The organism is uncultured Porphyromonas sp. (assembly GCF_938046015.1).
In the GTDB taxonomy this organism is placed as follows: domain Bacteria; phylum Bacteroidota; class Bacteroidia; order Bacteroidales; family Porphyromonadaceae; genus Porphyromonas.
The window spans coordinates 140,872-163,264 of record NZ_CALIXW010000035.1; the positions used below are offsets into that span (position 1 = coordinate 140,872).

The window sequence follows — 22,393 nt, forward strand, 5'->3', positions numbered from 1 at the left end:
AGCGCGTGGCGGGCTAAGGCGGGACGCCCCTGAGGGATACCAGTCCGGCCTCTGAGGGACGTCAGTCAGCACCCCTGAGGGATATCCGTGACGGCGCTGAGGGATATCCCTCACGGAGGTACCCCTTACGCGTCAGTGCGCTGGGGAGCTGGAGGCGCTAGTCTGGACGCCTGTGGGTCGGGGAAGGTGGGGCTTAGCGCCGTGCGAAGGCTCGGAGGCTCCGGACCTTGCGCCCTATGGCTACGGCGTTGACGAGCGTCGTCCCCACCAGTAGGCCCAGGCCTAGCAGCAGCGTCGGCAGCAGCGAGGCGCCGAGCTCCTCGGGCACGAGGCGGCTGGCCGCCTCGAGGTAGTAGCCACGCACCCAGAGGACGAGGCCGAGGGCGGCGAGCAGTGCCAGGAGGTTCAGCACGAGCGTCAGGAGGACGTAGGGCAGGACGAGCTGCCGCTGGCTGTAGCCGAGCAGAAGGAGGTTCTCCAGCTGGCGGCTATTCTTCTGCAAGAGGAGGTAGATGGAGAGCAGCAGCAGGTAGGCCGAGAGGGCAGAGATCAGGAGGCCGACGCCGAGGACAACCCCCGAGAGGAGGCGCAAGAAGTACATCGACTGGCTGGAGGCAAGGCGCTCGCCCTCGCTCTCGTAGCCCTGCTGGCGTAGGTAGAGGGCTATGGCGGGGTCGCTCGGGTTGTGCAGCTCGAGGATGAGGCGGGTGGGACTGGCCGTCGCCTCGGGGGCGAGGCGGTGATTCATCTGCTGGATGAAGTGCTCGGGGACCAGGAGCGTATTGAGTCGATTAGAGAAGCCGACGATACGCCCGCGGTAGTGCTGCGTCTCCAGTCCTCCTCTGAGCTCCAGCCCCAGCGGGATCGCACCGATTGTCGCCTCACTCAGCAGGGGGAGGCCTTGGCTCTGAGCGAAGGCCGAGTTGTACAGGCCGAGGTAGCTGCGGGGGATGATGATCGGCACCTCCTGCTGCCCTTCCTCCCAGTGCCAGTCGCTGGGCTTGAGGTCGAGGAAGCGGTCGGGGACGGCCTCGAGGAACATGTAGGTCGAGAGCCCACCGCCGAGCGCGCTGCCCAGGCCTAGGCCTGCCGAGACCTGGAACTTAGAGGGGGTGAAGCGCCCTAGAGCCGCGACGAAGGGTTGCTGCTCGAGGTCGGAGATCTCCTCGGGACTAAAGCTATTGTCCCGCGAGCCAAAGAGGCCAGAGGAGACCTGCTTGGAGATGATGAGGTAGTCGGCGCGCATCAGGCTGTCTTTAGCCGAGAGCGCCGTCAGCGCGTCGCGGTAGAACTGGAGCCCGAGCAGGAGGATGCCGAGGCCGATGAGGTTCGCCAGGACGAAGCCCAGCAGCTGGGCAGGGCTGATGTGGCGCTTCAGGAGGCGTAGGAGGAGGGCGTTCATGGGAGGGCTGTGCCTATTAGAGCTGAAGCGTCTGGTCGTAGTCGAGAGGGAGCTGCTTGCCCACGCTGGTGACGATGATCCCTGCGCCCTGCTGGTCAGCCTCCTCAGTGATGAGGCTCGCCAGCGTCAGGGCATTGGCCTCGTCCAGATGGCTGATGGGCTCGTCCAGCAGGAGGAAGTCATAGGGCTGACAGAGGCAGCGGATGAGGGCCACACGCTGCTGCTGCCCCAGTGAGAGCAGACGCGCCGGGCTGTGGAGCTTGTCCTCTATCCCCAGGAGGGCGAAGAGCTCGCGGATGCGCTCGGGGCTGTGGTAGCCGGTGAGCTGGTTCTTGAGCTGGACGTTCTCCCAGGCGGTGAGCTCCTCGAAAAGGCGCATGTCCTGCACCAGGAAGGAGAGGCTCTGCTGGCGGAGCTCCGTCCAGTGGGAAGCCTTGAGCCCGCGTAGGTCTTCTCCGTCGAAGGCGATCGTGCCCTCGTAGTCCCCGCGCCAGCCGTAGAGGTAGCTGCAGAGACTGCTCTTACCCGCCCCTGAACTAGCCTCGATGAGGTAGCGCTCGCCGCGGCGCAGCGTTAGCTCCGTGCGCCACACCTCGCTCTGGAGGGCTTGGTCGCGGAAGACCTCGGGACATACTCCGCTGAGGGTGATGTGCTGCATCGGCTTAGTGGCTTTGTGCCTTACGCAGCATACGGGCGTAGGCATAGGTGGCGAGGAGGAAGTAGACGATGGCCTGTACCCAGAGCGTCGTGTACTGGGGGAGGATATCGTAGGGCTGGGCCCCCATGCTGCTGGCAGCTACATAGGCCTGCACTCCAGGCGTGGAGGGGATGAGGTAGCCGAGGGCACGCAGCGGGGCGGGGATGGCGCTCAGTGGCCAGGAGAGCCCCGTGAGGAAGAGGAAGGGGATGGAGGTGAAGACCCAGAGGATCATGGTCTTCTCGCGGTGCTGCACCACCAGCGCCCAGAAGAGAGCAAAGAAGATCATCGCCAGCAGCATCGGCGGCAGCAGCCAGCAGTAGGTCCTGAGGTCCAGCAGCTGCGGCAGGCCGAAGAGGCGCGGGGCTAGGACGAGCACGAAGAGCGAGCTCATCGTATAGAGCCCTAGGTAGCAGAGGGCACGCCCTAGCATCAGACGTAGGACCCCGAGGTAGTGCCCCCCGGCATGGAGCCGCGGACGGGCGAGCGTACCCCGCTCGCGCTGCGTACCCATCAGCATGGAGCAGCCTAGCAGCAGCGTCTGCTGGAGGATGAGCACCAGCACCCCAGGCAGGAGGAAGCCCTGGAAGCCCCCCTGCGGGTTGAAGCTACTCGTCCATTCGCTCTCGATCGGGCGTACCTGGATGCGCGTGGCCTCGGTAGAGGCAGCAGGGTTGCGCTCAGCCTCGAGCTCGCGTCCCAGCTGGAGGGCGACCTCGGTGGCCGTCAGCGAGTAGCCCTTGTAGTAGAGGGCAGCGGCGAAGGTGCTATGGAGGTTGACCGTGGCCTGACGCCCCTGCATGAGGCGGCGGCTGAAGTCCTCGGGGATGACAAGCACCCCGTAGGCCTCGCCTCGGTCGATATAGGGCGTGGCCTCCGTCTCCGTCGTGGCATGCGCTACGACAGCGACGTCGGGGGAGGCGTCTATGCGGCGGACGAACTCCCGACTGAGCTCCGAGCGGCTGCGATCCACGACCACCAGCGGCGCCTCGCGGGCGACCTCAGCACCGTAGAGAGCCGCGTAGAGGAAGGGGTAGGCGAAGGGTACGACCAGGAAGAAGAGGATAGCCCCGCTGTCGCCAAGGATGCTGCGCAGCTCGCGCCAGGCGATGGCGAGGACGTCCTCGAGGCGTATCATGAGCGATCTAGTGAGCGGCATGAGCTAGGCGATATAATCCATGTGGAGGAGGTAGTGGCGTAGGCGGGGCAGCGTCACCAGCGGCAGCAGGAGGAAGGCCAGCAGTCCTAGGTACAGCGGCATAGCCTCCACCCAGGGCGCCCCGACCAGTGCCTGATTGATGCCGATCTGGTAGTAGTAGCGCAGGGGAAAGATATGACTCAGCGCCTGTACCGCTGGGCTCATCGTGCTCACTGGGATACTCATCCCCGAGATAGAGAAGGAGAGCATACCGAGGAGACTGCCTAGGCTGAGCGACATTCTGAGTATAGGGACAAGGGCGACGAAGAAGGCCCCGAGGCTCTGTGCCGAGAGCACGAGCGCCAGCATAGCCCCCGCCATCGACCACCAGCTACTCTGCAGCGGATAGCCCATCCAGCCATAGAGCAGACCCTGCAGACTCCAGCCTACGAGGAGGAAGATCAGCGTATGGGGTAGCAGCTTGCCCACGAGGGCACGTGCCATAGAGCCGCCTGCCGCTGCGAGCCAGCTACGGGCGGTGCGGCGCTTGATCTCGACGCCGATACTGTAGGAGGTAATGAGGAAGATCATCAGCTGCAGTACCCCAGGTAGGATGGTGGTCGTCAGGTAGGCCGAGTAGTTGAGCCAGGGATTGCTCATCACCTCCAGCTGTACGCGTATCGGCTGTATGGCGCCCATGATCTGCTCCTCGGTGCGGCCGCGTGCCTGGCCCGTCTGCAGACCCACCTTGGCCGAGGCCAGCTCGCTGAGCATCTTCATGTCGCGGAAGGTGAAGCTGCCTGCCATGAGGTAGCTCCCATTGGTGTAGTAGTGGATCTTCGGCTGGCGTGCCGAGCCCGCGTGAGCCTGCAGTCCGCGCGGGATGTGGTAGATGGCGTAGACCTCCCCGCGGCGCATGGCGCTGAGCGCCTCCTGCATCGAGAGCGCTCGGAGGCTCACGCGGCTGGACTGGAAGGCGTCGAGGCTGCGCACGAGGGCCCGTGAGGTGGCGCTGCCATCCTCGTCTACGACCGCGACGGGCATATCCTGTGGCAGCCCGCCCGCCATCATGTAGAGCAGGAGGAAGGCCGTGAGGAAGGGGGCGAGGATCATCCCGAAGAAGTATATGGGACGTGTGCTGAGGATACCCCACTCACGCCGCATGACCTCGAGGATGCTGCTGAGGCGTTCCGCCATACTAGATCTGGCCCTTGTCGAGGACGACGGTCATGCCTGCCAGGAGGCCCTCCAGAGCCTTCACGGGGCGTGCCGTCACCTCGAAGGTACGTAGGTCGTACTGACCGCGGGGCTTGGTCGCCTTCCACGCGGCGTAGCTCCCGAGGTCCTTGAGCTTGGTCACCTCGAGCTCGATGGGCTTATCTCCGAGGGCGGGGACGAAGCCCTTGAGGCGCGTGCCCTGCTTGACCTTGCTGAGCTGATCCTCACGTAGGGCGAAGAGCACACGCACGGCCTTGGTGTCGGCGATGCTCATGATGGGCGCGCCCGTACCGACCAGCTCCCCGCGGTGGGGGTAGATCTCGGAGACGCGGCCGTCTAGTGGGGCGAGCAGGGCCCCCTCTCTGCGGTAGGCCTCGACCTCGGAGATCGCACCTGCAGCGCGCTCTACGAGGGCAGCTGCGGCGAGCTTGTCCTCACGCTGCGCGCCGCTCAGGGCCAGGTCGTACTGACTGCGGGCAGCGCGCTCGGTAGCCTGCATGGCGCGCAGCTGGGCCGTAGCCTCGTCGTACTTCTGTGCGGGGAGGACGCCCTCCTTGTAGAGGCGCTCGACGCGGGCGAAGCTCTTCTCGGCGACCTCAAGGCCAGCCTTAGCCTTCTGCCAGAGCTCGTAGGCGCCTTCCTTCTGCTCCTTGCGAGCACCAGCTAGCGCCTTCTGATGCTGCGCTTCAGCAGCGCTCTTGGCGGCCTCGGCCTGCTCGAGCTTCGCTAGTACCTCGGGTGAGTAGATGCGTACGAGGGTATCGCCCTGACGCACCTGCTGCCCCTCCTGGACGAGGAACTCACTGATGCGTCCGGGTACCTTGCCCGCGATACATACCTCCTCGACCTCGACCTGACCGGTGATGATGTCCTCGGGCTGGCCGAAGAAGATGTAGCCCGAGGCAGCCAGCAGAAGCATGGCTAGGGCTACGAGGCCGATGCCGAGGATGATGCTCTTGCGCGTGCTGCTGGCGCTCTGCACCTGGCTCGAGGTGCTGCTGTCGGTATGCTTGGTGTTGTCGTTGCTCATTGTCGTGTGGTGCTAGGGCTAGAGTGCGAGTATATTCTTGAGTTTGCTCTTGCTGAGCAGGAGCTGGATCTGGCTGTCGATGAGGCCGTCCTGTGCGCTCATCCAGGCCGTCTGTGCCTGGGTGTAGTTGATCAGCGGGATGACGCCCTCACGGTAGCCTACCTCGGCGTAGCGCATGTTCTCGCGTGCCAGTTCGACGGCCTTGAGGGAGGCGGTCCAGGCGCGGCGGGCGTCCTCGACGGCGCGTAGGGCCTGCTTGATCTGCAGGCTGATCTTGCTGCGCGCCTCGGCCAGCTGGAGCTGCTTGACCGTCTGCTCGCTGCGTGCCTGACGGCGGCGGAAGGTGGCGGAGAAGAGGTCGGAGATCGGTACCTGTAGCATCACGCCGAGGTAGTACTGGCTGCCGAACTCCTTCTTGGGCCCGTTGAAGCTATTCGGATTGGTCGCCGAGTAGCTGGCGAAGCCATAGAGCTGAGGCAGCAGATCGGCCGTCTCCATGCGTACCTTGAGGCCGTAGATGCTGTCCACCAGGCGTAGGCTGCGCACCTCGCTGCGGCGCTCCACGGCGGCGGCGATGTCTTCCTTCGGGTAGACACGGGCGGCCTCCAGCTGGAGCTGGGCCTGGATCTCCTGCTCGTCCGCTAGAGCGAAGGGCTCGTCCTCCTCCAGCCCACAGAGGTCTGCCAGAAGCATGCGCGAGAGGGCCAGGCCGTTGGTGACCTTGCTGCGCTTGACCTCGGCCTCGCTCAGCTTGGTGCGTACAGCTAGCCCATCGGCCTTGGTGGCGACGCCCGTCTCTATGGCGGTGTCGACGTCCTTGACGGTGCGCTCGAGGAGGCTGATGACCTGGCCGAGCAGGCGCTCCTTGCTGCGGAGGCTGACGATCTGCCAATAGGCCTCGTCCAGCTTGGTCTCGACCTCGGTCTCGGTGGTGCGTCGTAGCTCGGTCTGTAGGCGCTCGTTGAGCCCCGCCATGCGGTAGCCCGAGAGGAGCTTACCGCCGAGGTAGAGCGGCTGGATGGCCGTCACGTTGCCCACCCACACGTTGCGCAGGTCTATGGTGCCGAGCTGGCGGAGACGGTCGGGAATGACGAAGTTGTAGCCGCCCAGTGGGGTCGACCAGTCGACGAGGCGGAATTCCTTCTCCATATGCAGGTAGAGGCCGCGTGCCGTGACCTGAGGGAAGAACTTCGTCAGTACCTCCTGGCGCTTGGCCTGGGCGCCTGCGGCCTCGGCGTCACGCTGCTCTAGCAGGCGGCTGTGGCTCAGCGCTAGCCGGCGGCAGGAGTCGAGGCTGAGCGTGCGCTGTGCCTCTAGCTCCGTACTTGACGCAAGGGCGCCGACCAGCCCGAGGGTGAGGAGGAGTGGGCGCAGATGGTGTCTGTACATACCTTATTTATATAAGTCCTTTGCTCTGCTCCCGCTGCAAGCGTGGGGAAGAGCCCGTAGTTCAAGTCTTGTCTCTAGGGGAGTGCGAAGGTGCTCGTGGGGCGCTACCTGTGCCGCACCTTGCCGCTCCGCATAGCTCCCTGCAAAGGTAGACAATCATAGCGATATACGTCATCGGAGCCCCTTGGGTATAGTCGACGAAGCCCCCTCGGAGCTGGAGCCTGATTCTAGACGCAGGTGGGACGCAGCTTCGGCTTGGCTGTGCGTGTCTCGCTCCTTAGCTACAAGCGTCCTACTCCTTAGTTGCAGCGTCCTATCCCTTAGCCCCTCACCTGCTGCTCCTTTGTCTTAGTGCTCGCGTCCTTATCCCCTAGCGTGCGCCCCCTTAGGCCTAGGCTCTGTGACTGATATCCCTCAGCGGGCTGATGGACGTCCCTCAGAGCGCTGACTGGCGTCCCTCAGCTCCGCGAGGGATATCCCTCGCGAAGCTCGAGGCTAAGGGGCAGTGCGCTGGGGGAGGGGAGCGAGGGGCGGGCGGCACCGCAGGGAGCGGGGTGCGGAGCCGCTAGCTAGCCGATTTTTGGTAACTTTGGGGATACTATATATCAAGGTATAAAACGCGACGAAGTGAATCTATCGATCAAACAAGCTCTAGCACACGCCCGCCGCTCCTGGCCCTGGTGGCTAGGCGTACTCTTGCTCTTCATGGGGCTGGCGCTCGTGTACTTCATGCCTGCGATCTTCGAGGGGCGCGAGCTCTTCCAGCAGGATGTGGCCGGGGCCAGCGGCACGGCCTCGGACGTGCGTGCCCTTGCCGAAGCCACAGGAGAGGTCTCCTACTGGACCAATAGCCTCTTCGGAGGGATGCCCATGTACCAGATCTCGCCCTCCTATCCCTCGCTGTGGGTGATCCACAAGCTGCAGACGCTGCTCACGCTGCAGTGGCCCTTCACCCTGCTGCCCAACTACAGCTGGCTGCTCTTCGCCCTTCTGGCGGGCGGCTACATCTTCCTGCGTGCCCTGCGTCTAGGGCGCCCCGCCTCCATCCTCGGGGCGGTGATGTGGACCTTCTCCAGCTACTTCCTCATCCTCATCGCCGCGGGTCATATCTGGAAGCTGATGACCCTCTGCTTCATCCCGCCCACGCTGGCAGGGATCCTGTACATCTACCGAGGGCAGTACCTCAAGGGGGCTGCGCTGACGGCGCTCTTCGCCTCGCTGCAGATCCTCTCCAATCACGTGCAGATGAGCTACTACTTCGGCTTCCTCATCCTCTTCCTGCTCATCGCCTTCCTCGTGGAGGCCGTACGTGAGGGGCAGCTGCGGCGCTTCGTCCTCTCCACGCTCGTGCTGCTGGGCTCGGGACTGATCGCCATCGGCATCAATAGCTCCAACCTCTACCATACCTACGAGTACGGCGCGGAGACCACGCGTGGGGGGAGCGAGCTCACGCAGCTGGCTGGGCAGGGTGCGCAGGCCAAGGAGGCCACCGCCTCGGGCCTCGACAAGGACTACATCACGGCCTGGAGCTACGGCAAGGGCGAGACGCTGACGCTGCTCGTGCCCAATGCCTACGGCGGCGCCACGGGTGCGCTGGCTGAGGACGCCGATGCTATGGGGCATATCCCTAGCGAGTACCAGCAGATCCTCGGGCAGCTCAATCACTACTGGGGTGATCAGCCCTTCACCGCGGGGCCCGTCTATGTCGGGGCCTTCGTCCTCTTCCTCTTCCTGCTGGGCTGCTTCGTCGTAGAGGGGCCGATCAAGTGGGCCCTCGTCGGCGGTACGATCTTCTCCATAGCGCTGGCCTGGGGGCACAACATGATGTGGCTCACCGACCTCTTCATCGACTACGTGCCGCTGTACAACAAGTTCCGCACCGTCTCCTCCATCCTCGTCATCGCGGAGTTCACCATCCCCGTGCTGGCTGTGCTGGCGCTGGTGCGCTTCGTCGAGCGTCCTCGTGAGCTAGTGGAGGAGCACCGCGGGGGCTTCCTCATCGCGGGCGGACTGACCCTCGGGCTCAGCCTCGTGCTAGCGCTGATCCCAGGCACCTTCCTCTCGCTGATCAGCGAGCAGGAGCAGGAGCTCTTCCGCCAGGCTATGGCCCAGGGGCAGATGCCCGTCTCTGAGCTCATGGCGGCCCTCAAGGAGGCCCGCGCCTCCATCGTCTCGGCCGACGCCTGGCGTAGCTTCTTCATCATCCTCCTCTCCCTCGGCGTCTGCGGTCTCTACTATCAGGGACGCCTCAAGGCAGGTATGCTCTACCTCCTCCTGGGTACGCTCACGCTCCTCGACCTCTGGCAGGTCGACAAGCGCTACCTACACGATGAGCTCTTCATCGACAAGGCGCTGGTGGAGCAGCAGGCCGCTCCCGTGACCGAGGCCGACCGCCTCATCGCTCAGGACAAGGATAAGCACTACCGCGTCATGAACCTCAGCGTGAATACCTTCAACGACGCTACCACCAGCGCCCAGCACCGCAGTGTCGGCGGCTACCACGCCGCCAAGCTGCGCCGCTACCAGGATCTCATCGAGCGCCAGCTGAGCCAGCAGAACATGCAGGCCTACAATATGCTCGACACGCGCTACTTCATCCTGCCGGCACAGGCAGGTCAGGGCGGGGCGCCCGTAGTGCAGCGCAATGAGGAGGCCTTCGGCGCAGCGTGGTTCGTCGACAGCATCGCCTGGGTCAAGGGCGCCGATGCCGAGATGGCCGCCCTCTCCACGCTGCCGCTGCGCCGCGTGGCGGCCGTCGATGAGCGCTTCGCCTCGCAGCTGCAGGGCTACCGCCCCACGCAGCTCATCCCCGACAGTACGGTCGGCGCCGATCCTGCCGTCGAGCTGCTGGACTACCAGCCTGCCGTGGCGCGCTATAGGGTCACGACGCCCCAGCCGCGCCTGCTCGTCTTCTCCGAGGTCTACTATCCCCACGGCTGGCACCTCGTGCTGGACGGAGCGAAGGAGCTGGAGCTAGTGCCCGCCGACTATACGCTGCGTGCCGCCTGGATCCCTGCCGGGACGCACGAGCTGGTCCTACGCTTCGACCCTCAGTCCATACACCGCACCGAGCTAGTGGCTGAGGTCTCCTCGGCGCTACTGGTGCTGCTGCTCCTCGCGGCCCTCGCCAACGCCTTCCTCCCCCGCCGTGTGCGCCCTGAGGACGGCCCCCAAGAGTAATCACTATCCCAATCTATAAGCACACCTTCATGATTAAGAAGACCCCAACGGTAGCCCTGCTGAGTACGGCACTGCTACTCATCACTACGAGCTGTGGGACGAAGCTCCGCCCGCTCACAGCAGACCTCGTCAAGGCCGAGCCGCAGCCTCTGGAGGCTGTCGGCGGTCAAGTCCCCATCACGGTGCACCTGACCTTCCCCGCCAAGTGGTTCCCTAAGGACGCCCAGCTGACCATCGTCCCCGTGCTGCGCTACAAGGGCGGCGAGAAGTGGGGCGCTGGTGCTGGATTCCAGGGCGAGAAGGTGCTCGGCAACGAGCGCGTAGTGCGCTACGCCGTTGGCTCCAATAGCTCGGTGAACTTCACCATCCCCTATCAACCCGCGATGCAGCGCAGCGAGCTCTTCCTGAGCTTCAAGGGCAAGCAGGGCAGCCGTGTCGTCAGCCTCCCCGAGCTCAAGGTAGCTGATGGCGTACTGGCTACCGAGGCGCTGGCTACGCTGGCGGGTGTGACGCCCATCATCGCGCCTGACGCCTTCCAGAAGGTCATCAATGAGGCCTACGACGCCAATATCATGTTCCAGATCCAGCAGTCCAATGTCCGCTCCAGCGAGCTGACCAAGGAGGAGGTCACCGAGTGGCAGTACACGGTGCAGAACGCCAACGAGACGCCCAACCAGCGCGTCTCGGTCGAGGTCCAGGCCTATGCCTCACCCGATGGCGGTAAGGAGCTGAACGAGAAGCTCAGCGCCAGCCGTGAGAAGAACACGACCTCGGTGCTGAAGGGCAAGTTCCGCCGCGAGAAGCTCGGCGACGTCTCCATCGACGCCCACTACACGGCTCAGGACTGGGAGGGCTTCAAGAAGCTGGTCGAGCAGAGTAACTTCCAGGACAAGGATCTGGTACTGCGCGTACTGAGCATGTACCCTGATCCTGAGCAGCGCGAGCGCGAGATCCGCAACATCTCGGCTGTCTTCAGCAAGCTGGCCGACGAAGTGCTGCCCAAGCTGCGCCGCTCACGTCTGATCGCCAACATCAAGATCCTCGGCAAGAGCGATCAGGAGATCCAGGAGCTGCTGACCAAGTTCCCCGCCGCTCTCTCCCTCGAGGAGCTGCTCTACGCCGCGACCCTCACCAGCGACCTCGTGCAGCAGGAGAACATCTACAAGATGACCATCCAGAAGTACCCCAAGGACTACCGCTCCTACAATAACATCGGTGCGATCTGCCTCGAGCGTCAGGACTACGCCTCCGCCAAGTACTGGTTCGAGCAGGCCCTCAAGCATAAGGCCAACCCCGAGAGCCAGATGAACCTCGGCCTCTTGAGCCTGCGTGACGGGGATCTGAAGAAGGCTACTGAGCTGATGGCAGAGGGTAGCGCACTGCCTGGTGCTGGCCAGGCCCTCGGCTACCTCTACCTGCGTCAGGGCGACTATGTCAAGGCCAGCACGTCCTTCGGGGACTTCGCGAGCAACAACGCCGTCGTGGCACACATCCTAGCCCGCGACTACAGCAAGGCGCTGCAGACGATCGCCGCGATCAAGCAGCCCAACGCTACGACCTACTACCTGCGTGCTATCGTCGCTGCCCGCAGCAACGATACGAAGGAGGCGCTGACGGCGCTGCAGCGTACGCTCCAGCTCGATCCTAGCCTCGCGCAGCGCATAGATCAGGACCTCGAGTTCGCCCAGCTGCGTCGTCAGCCTGGCTTCAGCTCGATCTTCCGCAACTAGCGCTTCGGTCCTTATATTATTATTGTATAGCGACCGCCTCCCAGCTTCGTGGGGGGCGGTCGCTTGCGTTTACTCGCCTCGGCTAGACCTATCCTTGTGCTGTGTCTAGGGGCTGCGCTTGGTTTAGATAAATGTAGCCCTTTGCTGTGGCTGTAGGGGACGTACGCTCCCTCCCTGCTGCGAGCTCCGTGAGTGATAGCCCTCAGCGGTCTCACCGCTATCCCTCGCGGGGCTGACGGGCGTCCCTCAGCCTCGTGACTGATATCCCTCAGCCAGCCTCCTCCTTGGTGTATAGCTCGCTGGTGAGGACTTCGAGGGTTTAAGTACCCTCCGTATGAGCAATAGGAGCGAAGCCTTTGTGCTAAACTGAAGTACAAGATAGGTCAAGTTGCTGACCTTGCTTCGGTCGTGCTGGAGAGGGGAGGCTAAGCCCCAGCGGGGCGACCCGTCCAAAGCCCAGGGTGCGTAGCCCTGCAAGGGTGACCAAACCCTGGGTTAGGCGTGACAAAAAGGAGAGAGCCCTACAGGGGCGACCCTCAAAGCCTTCGTAGTGCGCGAGGAGTGCCGTGCCGATCACACGCTGACCAGCTTTGAGGCTCGCCCCTGTAGGGCTCTTTGAATATGGATGTACCAAAACCCAGGGTTCCGTCACGCCTACAGCGTTCCCTCACCCTGGGCTTTGGACGGGTCGCCCCGTTGGGGCTTACGAGGCCCTCTGTTCTTATCCAAGGGTAACGCATAGGCTTCGGGGGCTTTAGATGTCAGTGTAAGTGGGGAACCTTCGTCCCCGCACGCGGCCTTGCGGGAAGGGCAGTATTAGGCCTTGGTCTTGCTGAGTCCTTGGTTCGTGGGAAGGCTGCTGAGGGGACTTGGAGCGCTGATCTTCGCTTGCAAAAGGCTCGCTAGGCGAGTCTTTTGCAAAGTCGTCTAGACAGTAGCTGCGGCTAGGTGAAGGGAGGTGGGCTTGAGGCTTGGACGCAGGTCTTAGGAGGACTTCGACTACGCTGCTCGTGGGGTTTAGTGTCTTGGTCTAGTGCTCCTTAGACTACTACTTGAGTAGACCTTCTAAGGGAAGGCTTGAGCCGTCTCGACGCGGGGCTCTTTTAATCGTGAGACCAAAGGGAGGCGCTTTTTATCAAAGTGCTGTCGCGCTTCCTTAATTATTTAAGGAAAAGAGGGCTTTTGTTCTGCTTCTTTATCTCTATATTTGCGTGCTCTAAGGGACAAGAGGGGCCGCGTCCTGCGCCCGCTCGCCGCTCCTTGCTGAGCCACTTTGGATAGGGTACAGACAGTCTCCCGCACATTCATTTTATAGATATAAGACAAGGTATGATGCACGCCAAGCATTGGATCGTCGCTTGTGCCCTAGCTCTCTCGGGGAGCTGGAGCGCGCTGGCCCAGACGATCAGCTCGCCCAACAAGGGGCTGCAGCTGCACTTCTCCATGAGTAAGGAGGGTGCCCCAATGTATCGACTCTCCTTCGCCGATGGGCAGGAGATCATCCGCCCGAGCCACCTAGGGCTTGAGATGACGGATGCCAAGAAGTCCTTCGACAAGGGGCTAGAGGTCACCGATACCAAGGAGTCGACCTTCGACGAGACCTGGAAGCCCGTCTGGGGCGAGGTCAAGGAGATCCGCAACAACTATAATGAGCTCCTCGTGACGCTCAAGAAGAAGAGCAACGGCGATCCTATCGCCATCCGCTTCCGTCTCTTCAACGACGGGCTGGGCTTCCGCTATGAGTTCCCTGGCGGCAAGGATCGCAACTTCTACGTAGTCAAGCGCGAGCTCACCGAGTTCGCCATGACGGGCGACCACAAGGCCCATTGGATCCCCGGAGACTACGACACCGAGGAGTACGACTACCAGCATAGTCGCCTCTCGGAGATCCGTGGACTCTTTGACAAGGCATTCACGGAGAACACCTCCCAGAAGGCCTTCTCCAAGACTGGCGTACAGACCCCGCTGATGCTCAAGACGGATAAGAACGTCTACATCAACCTGCACGAGGCTGCGCTCATTGACTTCCCTGCCATGAACCTCGATCTGGACGACAAGAATATGGTCTTCCACGTAGAGCTGACCCCCGATGCTCAGGGCAACCGCGGGCACATCGAGGCCCCCTTCAATACGCCCTGGCGTACGGTTATCGTCAGCCGCGATGCACGCGATATCCTTGCCTCCAAGCTGACCTACAACCTCAACGAGCCTTGCGCCTACGAGACGACCGACTGGATCAAGCCTATTAAGTATGTAGGGGTCTGGTGGGAGATGATCACGGGCAAGAGCACCTGGGCCTACACCGATGACCTGCCTTATGTAAAGATCGGTAAGACCGACTACTCCAAGGCAAAGCCTAACGGTAAGCACGCAGCCAACACCCAGCACGTCAAGGAGTACATCGACTTTGCCGCCAAGCACGGCTTCGATGCCGTCCTGGTCGAGGGCTGGAATATCGGTTGGGAAGATTGGTTTGGTCACAGCAAGGATCGTGTCTTTGACTTTGTCACACCTTATCCCGACTTCAACGTCGCTGAGCTGCGTGACTACGCCAAGAGTAAGGGCGTGCAGATCATCATGCACCACGAGACCTCCAGCTCGGTCACTAACTACGAGCGTCACATGGAGAAGGCCTACAAGTTCATGGTCGACAACGGCTACTCCGCTGTCAAGAGTGGCTATGTGGGTAATATCATCCCTCGTGGCGAGTACCACTACGGCCAGAGCATGGTCAATCACTACCTCCACGCCGTCAAGGAGGCTGCTAAGCACAAGATCTCGGTCAACGCCCACGAGTCCGTCCACATGACGGGTCTGAGCCGTACCTACCCCAACCTCATCGCGCAGGAGTCGGCACGTGGGCAGGAGTATCAGGCCTTCGGCGGGAACAAGCCCAACCACCTCACCGTACTGCCCTTCACCCGTCTCATCGGGGGCCCCATGGACTACACGCCTGGGATCTTCCAGATGGACATCAGTAAGTACAACCCAGACAACAACTCGCACGTCAATACGACCATCTGCAACCAGCTGGCCTGCTACGTGACGATGTACAGCCCGCTGCAGATGGCTGCCGACCTGCCTGAGGTCTACGAGCGCCACATGGATGCCTTCCAGTTCATCAAGGACGTGGCTGTAGACTGGGATGACAGCAAGATCCTCGAGGCTGAGCCAGGGGAGTACATCACCATTGCCCGTAAGGCTAAGGGCAAGGATAGCTGGTTCGTCGGGAACGTCGCTGGCTACGAGGGTCACAAGAGCCAGCTGACGCTGGACTTCCTCGATGCAGGCAAGACCTACACGGCTACCATCTACGCCGATGGCAAGGGGGCAAACTACAAGACCAACCCTGAGGTCTATACTATCCGTAAGGTCAAGGTACGTAAGGGGAGCAAGCTGAGCCTTGCCTCAGCCCCAGGTGGTGGCTTCGCCATCTCCATCATCCCTGACGCGACGAAGTAATACGCTTTGGACCACGAGCACTAGGCTGCAGCGTCGACGACAAGCCTCGCGCTGCGGCCTAGTGTGTGTCCAAGGACTCTTTATCCCATACACTCACTTTATCAGTACGTAGAATGAAAAGGATTTTACGCCTTACCCTCCTTGCGCTCTCGCTGCTCCTGGTGGCTCTGCCTGCACTAGCGCAGGAGATCCAGGTCAAGGGCCGCGTGATCGACGAGAAGGGCGAAGCAATCATCGGCGCTTCGGTCAAGGTGCGCGAGACGCCCAAGGGTGCCGTCACCGACATCGAGGGTAATTTCACCGTATCCGCGCCTCGCAAGGGACACCTCGTGGTCACTAGCATCGGCTATAAGAGCCTGACGGTGGACCTCTCCACGAGCAAGCTCCCCCTCACCATCACCCTCGCAGAGGAGGCCAAGGCCCTCAAGGAGGTCGTCGTCATCGGCTACGGCTCGATGCAGAAGAAGGACCTCACCGGCTCCATCACCTCCATCGGGGAGAAGAGCTTCCAGAAGGGAGCTATCTCCACGGCTAGCGATCTGCTCGTCGGTAAGGTAGCTGGGGTGCAGATCACCCCCGAGGGTTCGCCTGGTGCAGGCGGCCGTATCCGCATCCGCGGTGGCGCCTCGCTCAACGCTAGCAACGACCCGCTGATCGTCATCGACGGGGTACCCATCGAGAACTCTGTTGTCGCTGGCGCTCCCAGCATCCTCAGCACGCTCAATCCCCAGGATATCGCCACGATGAACGTCCTCAAGGACGCCTCCGCTACAGCCATCTACGGCTCGCGTGCCTCCAACGGGGTCATCATGATCACGACTAAGAAGGGGAAGATGGGCCAGAAGACCCAGATCGCCGTCTCGGTACAGAACTCGCTCAGCGAGGCAGCCCGTCGCGTCAAGGTCCTCTCCGCAGACGACTACCGCGCCCTCATCCAGCGCATCGCTCCTGGCTCCGTATCCAAGCTGGGCACGGCGAGCACCGACTGGCAGGACGAGATCTATCAGCTAGCCTACGGCGGTGACTATAACATCAGCGTCAGCGGTGCTGCGGGCAAGCTGCCCTACCGCGCCAGCGCAGGCTTCTACCACCAGGAAGGGGTACTGAAGACGGATAAGATGAACCGCGCCAGCGGCTCGCTCAGCCTTAGCCCCCGCTTCTTCGATAACCACCTCTCGGTAGACGCTAACGCTAAGTTCAGCGCTACGCACAATCGCTTTGCCAATAAGGACGCCATCCGCGCGGCGGTAGAGTTTGACCCTACGCGCCCTGTCCGCAGCAGCGATGCCCTCTATCAGCCCTTCGGCGGCTACTTCACCTGGCTGGATGGCTCCAACCTCCGCACGCTCGCTCCACGTAACCCCGTGGCACTGCTCGAGCAGAAGGAGGACATCAGTGACGTCTTCCGTACGATCGCCAACCTCCAGCTGGACTACAAGCTCCACTTCCTCCCCGAGCTTCGCTTCAACCTTAACCTCGGCTACGACTACGCTTCGGGTAAGGGCACGGTCGTCATCCCTGAGAACTCCTCTCTGGGCTGGCAGCGCTACACGCTGAAGCGTGCTGGGCAGCCCGACGTGCTCAAGAGCGGGACCAACAACAGCTACGAGCAGCAGAAGCGCAGCCTCCTGCTGGACTTCTACGCCCACTATGCCAAGGACATCCCTGCCCTCAAGGGCCGCCTCGATGTCATGGCTGGGTACTCCTATCAGGACTGGAAGACCTCGGTGCACAACGCCCCTGACTACACCTACGACAAGACGCTGGTCACCAATCCCGTCTTCCCCGTAGACTACCCGCAGAATACCCTCGTGTCCTTCTACGGTCGTCTCAACTACAACCTGATGGACCGCTATCTGCTGACGGCTACGGTACGTACCGACGGCTCCTCGCGCTTCAGCAAGGACCAGCGTTGGGGTGTCTTCCCCGCTCTGGCTCTGGCGTGGCGCATGAACCAGGAGTCCTTCCTCAAGCCCATCTCCTGGATCGATGACCTCAAGCTCCGCCTTGGCTACGGCGTCACGGGGCAGCAGGACGGCATCGGTAACTACACCTACCTGCCCTTCTACTCGCTCTCGACGAACACCAACCGCTACCAGCTCGGCGACAGCTACTACAATATGCTGCGCCCCGCGGCCTACGATGCGGATATCCACTGGGAGACGACCGCTACCTACAACGTGGGGCTGGACTTCGGCTTCCTCGGCAACCGTCTCTCCGGTACGCTGGACTTCTATCAGCGCAATACCAAGGACCTGCTGAACGAGATCCCCGTACCTGCGGGGGCCAACTTCTCCAACCGCATCCTGACCAACGTAGGGAACATCGAGAGCAAGGGCTTCGAGCTAAGCCTCAATGCTACGCCCATCCAGACCAAGCGCTTCACCTGGGATGTCAACTACAATATCAGTGCCAACGATACCCGCATCACCAAGCTCAACGCCGTCGAGATCCCTGGCTACCAGGGCGTACCTACGGGTGGGGTACAGGGGGCTACGGGTAGCTACATCCAGATCCACAGCGTAGACTATGCGCCCTCGACCTTCTTCGTCTACAAGCAGGTCTACGGCGCTGATGGCAAGCCCGTGGAGAACAAGTTCGAGGACCTGCACAAGGACAATACCATCAACGACCTCGACAAGTACCGCGCCTTCGACCCCGAGCCTAAGGTCGTCATGGGCCTCTCCACGACACTGACCTTCGACCGCTGGACGCTCTCGACATCGCTGCGCTCCAACCTCGGCAACTATATCTACGACAACGTCAATGCCTATATGGCGAACCACGCTGCCGTGCTGAACTCGGGCCAGTTCTTCAAGAACACGACCTACGAGATCAACCACTCCAACTTCGCCAACGCTGGGGACAAGCAGATGCTCTCTGACTACTTCCTCCATCGTGCCTCCTTCCTCAAGATGGACAACCTGACCCTTGGCTACGACTTCGGTCGCATCCTCGGGCGTACGAGCCTGCGTGCCTCGGCTACGGTGCAGAATGTCTTCACGCTCTCCAGCTACAAGGGTGTAGATCCCGAGCGCTCGATCGACTTCAGCCTCTATCCTGTCCCCCGCACCTACACGCTCAACCTCTCATTCTCCCTCTAAGCTATCATCGCGAATATGCATACAGATAAGAAGAACCTCCGCCGAGGGCTACTCGTGCTGAGTGCTGCCTCCCTGCTGGGACTCAGCTCCTGCACCAAGGATCTGGATCGCTTCCCTACCAACGGAGAGACCCCAGAGAAGATCTTCTCCGATCCTGCCAAGACGCTGCAGGCCTTTGCCAAGGTCTATGGCGCCTACGGGCTCACGGGTAACGGGGGGGATGCCCGAGAAGGCAACGGCGGCGACATCGCCGGGATCGACGAGGGCTCGAGCGACTTCCTACGTCAGCTCTTCGTCCTGCAGGAGCTCCCCACCGAGACGGCTATCAACGCCTGGGGCGACCAGGGGCTGCCCGACATCCACGTACATAGCTGGTCGGCCTCCAATCCCTTCGTCCGCGGGCTCTACTACCGCTCGCTCTATCAGATCAAGCTCGCCAGCGACTTCCTCCGCAATACGGAGTCCCGCGCTGACGACGCGACCATCCGTGCCTACCGCGCTGAGGTGCGCTTCCTGCGCGCCTACCAGTACTGGGTGCTCATCGACCTCTATGGCAATCCTCCCTTCATCACCGAGGCGACGGCTACGGGTAAGGTCTATCCCCAGCAGATCAGCCGTGCTGAGCTCTTCAAGTACATCGAGAGCGAGCTCAAGGCCATTGACGCCGATCTGCTAGCGCCTAAGGCTGCGGGCTACGGCCGTGCCGACAAGGCTGCTGCCTGGGCGCTCCTCTCCCGCCTCTACCTCAATGCCGAGGTCTACACCGGGACGCAGCGCTACGCTGAGGCTGCTGAGTACGCCGAGCGTGTCATCTCCTCCGGGAGCTACAGCCTCAAGGCGGACTACAGCCAGCTCTTCCTCGCCGACAACAATGTCAACAATCCCGAGGTGCTGCTCTCCATCAACTACGATGGTCAGCGCTCGCAGAACTGGGGGGGGATGACCTACCTCATCAATGCCTCCACGGGTGGTACGGCTAAGGCTGTCACTGGGGTGAACATGGGCGTCAATGGCGGCTGGCAGGGTAACCGTGCTACTACGGGCCTCGTCGCGCTCTTCGGCACGAACGCCGCGAAGGACAAGCGCTTCCTGATGAAGGCTGCGGCTACGGCGGACATCACCGACGTCTCGAACTTCGACCAAGGCATCTACGTCTACAAGTTCCGCAACGTCACCAGTGCAGGCGCCAACGGCAGCAACGGGGACCACGCCGATACGGACTTCCCCCTGCTGCGTCTGGCGGAGCTCTACCTCAACTATGCTGAGGCAGCCGTCCGCGGCCACGCCGACGCTACCAAGGCCCTGCAGTACCTCAATCTCCTGCGCACCCGTGCCTATGGCAATGCCTCGGGCAACTACAGTGCGCTGCCTGACCTGAAGGAGCTGCTCGCCGAGCGTGGACGTGAGCTCTATTGGGAGGCTCAGCGCCGTACCGACCTCATCCGCTTCGGGCTCTTCACGGGCTCCAGCTACCTCTGGCCCTGGAAGGGCGGTGTGGCTAGTGGTAAGAGCATCGACGACTACCGCAAGCTCTATCCCATCCCTGCCGATGATCTTCAGGCCAACCCCGAGAATCTGAAGCAGAACCCTAACTACTAGGAGAGCTTCTTCCTCTTTATAAGCTGTGCGCCGTGGCTGCCGTGCTCCCTCCTCACCGAGGGACTGCGGTAGCCGCGGCCTTTTTTGTGTCCTGCCGTGTCCGCTTCATGGAGTGCCGTACAAGTTGGCTGTACCTTATCCTTGTTTTCCTTGGCTGCCTGCGCCCTGACGAGCCCCAGCGGGGCGATCCATTCAAAGCCCAGGGTGCGCAGCCCTGCAAGGGCGACCAAACCCTGGGTAAGATGAAGTAAATAGGATAGAGCCCTACAGGGGCGACCCTCAAAGCCTTCTTCGTGCAGCAGGAGCACGGCACAGCCTTCGCTAGCCCTTGTGTGGAGGTTCGCCCCTTAGGGGCTCGCTTAGCCTTCTCTCCTTAGCTGATGGCTGGTGAATATGCTGAGGGTATCTTGCCCTTGTCCGCCTGGGGCTAAGTGTGGAATCTATGCCGCGTTGCCGCTAGGGCTAGTGGGGGAGGCCTCCTGAGGGATATCCGTCAGCTCGCTGAGGGCTATCCGTCGCGGCGCTGAGGGACGTCGGTGGGGAGGCTGAGGGATATCCCTCAGCGAGGCGGGGAGCGGCTGTCGTCGTGCTGCGGCCTCCTAGCGCGCTGCATGGGGGCGGACTTAGACGAGCCTTCGTAGGCTGGAGAGAGGGGAGGCCTTCGCCCGCTTGTAGCACCTAGGATACTTAGGGCTTGAGGGATTTAGGCTATCTTTGCAGTCGACAGACCAAAACAAAGTATTTAAGCCATCCATAATGAACAAGAATAAGATCATCGTCGCCGGCATCGGGCCAGGCAGCGAGGAGGACATCACCCCCGCGGTGCTGCGCGCCGTCCAAGAGTCGGATGTCATCGTAGGATACAAGTATTATTTCCGCTTCGTCAAGGCCTATCTGCGCCCCGACGCTGTCTGTGTAGACAGCGGTATGAAGGCCGAGCGCCAGCGTGCCGAGGAGGCCATCAACTACGCTCTCGAGGGCAAGACCGTCTGCGTCATCAGCTCCGGTGACGCTGGTATCTACGGCATGTCCCCCCTCATCTACGAGATGATGCGGGATAAGGGTATCGAGGGCCTAGAGGTCGAGGTATTGCCTGGCATCAGCGCCTTCCAGAAGGCCGCAGCGTTACTGGGCTGCCCCATCGGCCACGACCTCTGCATCCTATCGCTGAGTGACCTCATGACGCCCTGGCTGCGCATCGAGCGCCGCATCGAGGCCGCTGCCTATGGCGACTTCATCACCGCTATCTACAACCCCAAGAGCCAGGGCCGCTACTGGCAGCTCTACCGCCTCATCGAGATCTTCTCCCAGCACCGCTCCCCCGATACGCCTGTCGGCTACGTACGGCAGGCAGGGCGTCCCGAGCAGGAGGTGACGCTGACGACGCTGGCGGAGTTCGACCCCGAGCAGGTGGACATGTTCACCGTGGTGCTGATCGGCAATACCCAGAGCTACACCTGGGAGGGGCACTTCATCACGCCCCGCGGCTACTACCGTGAGGGGCAGCTGGAGCAGGATGTCAAGGTCGGTCAGGGTATCATGATCGAGAGCTTCCGCACCATCAACAGCGAGCTGGCGAACCCCAATGTCCCTCTCGACCATAAGTGGGCGCTCATCCACAGCATCCACACGACGGCGGACTTCGAGATGGAGAAGATCCTCTACACCGACCCCAAGGCCGTTGAGCGTATGCATCAGGCTGTCGTCGAGGGCCGACTCAAGACCGTCATCACCGACGTCACCATGGTGGCCTCGGGCATCCGTAAGGGCGCTCTCGAGCGCCTCGGCGTAGAGGTCAAGTGCTACCTCAACGATCCTCGTGTAGCCGAGATCGCTGCTAGCAAGGGCATCACGCGCTCGCAGGCAGGCATCCGTCTGGCAGTAGAGGAGCACCCCGATGCGCTCTTCGCTGTGGGCAATGCACCGACGGCCATCATCGAGCTCTGCGAGCTGATCCGCCGCGGTAAGGCCCATCCTCAGGGGATCATCGCCGCGCCCGTGGGCTTCGTCAACGTGCGTGAGTCGAAGTACATGGCTAAGGTCTTCAAGGATATCCCCAAGATCATCGTCGAGGGGCGTAAGGGCGGCAGCAACCTCGCCGCGACGCTCGTCAATAGCATCCTGACGCTCGACGACGCCGAGCAGCTCCGCCCCGGCCGCGACGTCTAGCCGTCCCGCCCGCGAGCTACAAAAACAGTCAGGCCTATGTCCCCCCTCGGGGACATAGGCCTGACTGCTTTTCTAGAGGGGTGCCTCCACCGAGTACTCTACGCTTCTGTGCACAGCATTCACGCCGTCTCCCTAGTGCCTGCCTAGAGTAGGCCCTCCTATTCGGGCTAAGGGTCGCCCCTGTAGGGCTCTATCCTAATTTGTACTACCTAACTCAGGATTTGGTCGCCCTTTCAGGGCTACGCACCCTGGGCTTTGGAGGGGTCGCCCCGCTG

12 protein-coding genes are annotated in these 22,393 nt (G+C 62.1%); 6 read left to right on the top strand and 6 right to left on the bottom strand.

Going from position 1 to position 22,393, the window contains the following annotated elements; genetic code table 11:
- Positions 1-193: 193 nt before the first annotated feature.
- From Q0248_RS03975 to Q0248_RS04000, 6 genes are read right to left on the bottom strand one after another with little or no spacing between them, the layout of a single operon-like run.
- Positions 194-1,402 (bottom strand): FtsX-like permease family protein, encoded by a 1,209-nt coding sequence (locus Q0248_RS03975; RefSeq protein ID WP_299319972.1) that lies wholly within the window; start codon positions 1,400-1,402, stop codon positions 194-196.
- Positions 1,403-1,418: 16 nt separating this feature from the next.
- Entirely contained in the window at positions 1,419-2,060 is a 642-nt protein-coding gene (locus Q0248_RS03980; protein WP_299319974.1) for an ATP-binding cassette domain-containing protein, read from the bottom strand.
- A 4-nt stretch (positions 2,061-2,064) separates the two neighbouring features.
- A complete protein-coding gene (locus Q0248_RS03985; RefSeq protein WP_299319977.1) occupies positions 2,065-3,258 on the bottom strand; it encodes an ABC transporter permease in 1,194 nt (397 codons plus the stop codon).
- A gap of 3 nt (positions 3,259-3,261) precedes the next feature.
- Complete coding sequence (locus tag Q0248_RS03990; RefSeq protein WP_299319979.1) at positions 3,262-4,434, bottom strand: ABC transporter permease; 1,173 nt, start codon at positions 4,432-4,434, stop codon at positions 3,262-3,264.
- Between the two features lies 1 nt (position 4,435).
- Entirely contained in the window at positions 4,436-5,485 is a 1,050-nt protein-coding gene (locus Q0248_RS03995; protein WP_299319981.1) for an efflux RND transporter periplasmic adaptor subunit, read from the bottom strand.
- Between the two features lie 18 nt (positions 5,486-5,503).
- Positions 5,504-6,874: a TolC family protein gene (locus Q0248_RS04000; RefSeq protein ID WP_299319984.1), complete on the bottom strand. Its 1,371-nt coding sequence runs from the start codon at positions 6,872-6,874 to the stop codon at positions 5,504-5,506.
- A 627-nt stretch (positions 6,875-7,501) separates the two neighbouring features.
- On the opposite strand from Q0248_RS04000, the gene Q0248_RS04005 reads away from it, so the two are divergent.
- From Q0248_RS04005 to cobJ, 6 genes are all read left to right on the top strand, one after another.
- Entirely contained in the window at positions 7,502-10,054 is a 2,553-nt protein-coding gene (locus Q0248_RS04005) for a hypothetical protein (protein WP_299319985.1), read from the top strand.
- 29 nt (positions 10,055-10,083) lie between these two features.
- Positions 10,084-11,784, top strand: a complete 1,701-nt coding sequence (locus Q0248_RS04010) for a hypothetical protein (RefSeq protein WP_299319987.1) — start codon at positions 10,084-10,086, stop codon at positions 11,782-11,784.
- 1,329 nt (positions 11,785-13,113) lie between these two features.
- A complete protein-coding gene (locus tag Q0248_RS04015; protein WP_299319989.1) occupies positions 13,114-15,246 on the top strand; it encodes a glycoside hydrolase family 97 protein in 2,133 nt (710 codons plus the stop codon).
- Positions 15,247-15,359: 113 nt separating this feature from the next.
- Positions 15,360-18,350, top strand: a complete 2,991-nt coding sequence (locus Q0248_RS04020; RefSeq protein ID WP_299319990.1) for a TonB-dependent receptor — start codon at positions 15,360-15,362, stop codon at positions 18,348-18,350.
- Positions 18,351-18,365: 15 nt separating this feature from the next.
- Positions 18,366-19,949, top strand: coding sequence for a RagB/SusD family nutrient uptake outer membrane protein (locus Q0248_RS04025; protein WP_299319992.1), 1,584 nt, complete (start codon positions 18,366-18,368; stop codon positions 19,947-19,949).
- Between the two features lie 756 nt (positions 19,950-20,705).
- Positions 20,706-22,118: a precorrin-3B C(17)-methyltransferase gene (gene cobJ / locus Q0248_RS04030; RefSeq protein ID WP_299319993.1), complete on the top strand. Its 1,413-nt coding sequence runs from the start codon at positions 20,706-20,708 to the stop codon at positions 22,116-22,118.
- The last annotated feature ends 275 nt before the right edge of the window (positions 22,119-22,393 follow it).

Coding starts and splice junctions, on each gene's coding strand:
- Q0248_RS03980 (WP_299319974.1), bottom strand. CDS start 2,060: ATGCAGCACATCACCCTCAGCGGAGTATGTCCCGAGGTCTTCCGCGAC.
- Q0248_RS03995 (WP_299319981.1), bottom strand. CDS start 5,485: ATGAGCAACGACAACACCAAGCATACCGACAGCAGCACCTCGAGCCAG.
- Q0248_RS04025 (WP_299319992.1), top strand. CDS start 18,366: ATGCATACAGATAAGAAGAACCTCCGCCGAGGGCTACTCGTGCTGAGT.
- Q0248_RS03985 (WP_299319977.1), bottom strand. CDS start 3,258: ATGCCGCTCACTAGATCGCTCATGATACGCCTCGAGGACGTCCTCGCC.
- cobJ (WP_299319993.1), top strand. CDS start 20,706: ATGAACAAGAATAAGATCATCGTCGCCGGCATCGGGCCAGGCAGCGAG.
- Q0248_RS04010 (WP_299319987.1), top strand. CDS start 10,084: ATGATTAAGAAGACCCCAACGGTAGCCCTGCTGAGTACGGCACTGCTA.
- Q0248_RS04020 (WP_299319990.1), top strand. CDS start 15,360: ATGAAAAGGATTTTACGCCTTACCCTCCTTGCGCTCTCGCTGCTCCTG.
- Q0248_RS03975 (WP_299319972.1), bottom strand. CDS start 1,402: ATGAACGCCCTCCTCCTACGCCTCCTGAAGCGCCACATCAGCCCTGCC.
- Q0248_RS04000 (WP_299319984.1), bottom strand. CDS start 6,874: ATGTACAGACACCATCTGCGCCCACTCCTCCTCACCCTCGGGCTGGTC.
- Q0248_RS03990 (WP_299319979.1), bottom strand. CDS start 4,434: ATGGCGGAACGCCTCAGCAGCATCCTCGAGGTCATGCGGCGTGAGTGG.
- Q0248_RS04015 (WP_299319989.1), top strand. CDS start 13,114: ATGATGCACGCCAAGCATTGGATCGTCGCTTGTGCCCTAGCTCTCTCG.